Below are 1,533 nucleotides of genomic sequence, written 5' to 3' on the forward strand. Positions count from 1 at the left end.
CGCCCAGCGCCTCGATGCGCACCGAACCGTCGTCAGGCAAGTGCTTCTCGAACCAACGCATATGGTATTGCTCGGCGATGCCCGAACCGGCGAGGAACCAGCCTTCCCCATCTCGATCAAGAGGGGCAAGATTGGCCAGCGTGAAGTCGCCGATCAGCCTGCCATCTTCCTTCAGCATAGGCGCCAGCGTCATGCGGCCGGGCTTCGGCAGCTTGCAGGCAAGCATCCGGTCGAGCCAGACGGCCGCCCCCTCGCCCGTCACCTTGTATTTGGCGAAGCTCGAAATCTCGGACAGGCCGACGCCGTCACGAACGGTCGCAACCTCCTTGGCGACCTGGGTGAAGTCGCTCGAGCGACGCCAGGAGAACTCGTCCTTGACGCCCTCCGGCGCGTACCAGAGCGGCACCTCCAGCCCGTAAGCAACGCCCCATTGCGCACCCTTGGCCGACAGCAGGTCGTAGATCGGCGTCGTCTTCAGCGGCCGCCCGGCGGGCAGCTCCTCATTGGGGAAGCGGATCGAAAAGCGTCTGGAATAATTCTCGCGCACCTTGGCGTTGGTGTAGGCCATCGTCGCCCAGTCGCCATAGCGCGCGACATCCATCGCCCAGATGTCGGCGCCGGGATCGCCCTCGATCATCCAGTTGGACAGAGCGAGGCCGACGCCGCCGCCCTGCGAAAAACCGGCCATGACGCCGCAGGCGACCCAGAAACCAGGCAGCCCGCGCACTGGCCCGACCAGCGGGTTGCCGTCCGGCGCGAAGGTGAAAGGGCCGTTGATGATCTGCTTGATGCCGGTGTTCTGGAAGGCCGGGAAATGCCGGAACCCAACCTCCAGCGACGGTGCGATGCGGTCGATGTCGGGCGCCAGCAATTCATGGCCGAAATTCCACGGCGTCTGGTATTCGGACCACGGCTTGTTGGCCTTCTCATAGGTGCCCATCAGCATGCCGCCGCGCTCCTGGCGCAGATAGAGCTCGCCGTCGAAATCGACCGCGTGGATGATCTCCGTGCCGGTCTTGGCGTTCCAGGCGGCTACCTCCGGCATATCCTCGGTGATCAGGTACATGTGCTCCATCGCCAGCACCGGCAGTTCGAGGCCAACCATGCGGCCGACCTCGCGCGCCCACAGGCCGCCGGCATTGACGACATGCTCGGCCACCACCTCGCCCTTGTTGGTGATGACCCGCCACAGCCCGTCGGCGCGCCGCACGATGTCCTCGACCTTGGTGAAGCGCTCGACCTCGGCGCCCAACTTGCGTGCGGCCTTGGCATAGGCATGGGTGACGCCCGACGGATCGAGATGGCCGTCCTCCTTGTTCCTGACGGCGCCGACGAACTGCTTGGGATCGAGCAGCGGCATGAGTTCGGCCGCTTCGTTGGGTGAGATCTCCTCGAGCTCGATGCCGAGATAGCGGCCCTTGGCAACAACACCGCGCAGCCAGTCGAGCCGCGCCTCGGTCGCCGCCAGAAGCACACCTCCGGTCAGATGCACGCCGGTCGCCTGGCCGGAAAGCTCCTCGATCTCCTTGTAGA

General features: G+C 65.2%; 1 protein-coding gene. It reads right to left on the minus strand.

The genetic code is table 11. The annotated features are described in order from the left end of the window. The coding region (locus tag EN935_RS35445; RefSeq protein WP_164771657.1) for an FAD-dependent oxidoreductase at positions 1-1,533 on the minus strand (1,533 nt) is incomplete at both ends.

The organism is Mesorhizobium sp. M7D.F.Ca.US.004.03.1.1 (assembly GCF_003998635.1).
Lineage (GTDB): Bacteria > Pseudomonadota > Alphaproteobacteria > Rhizobiales > Rhizobiaceae > Mesorhizobium > Mesorhizobium loti.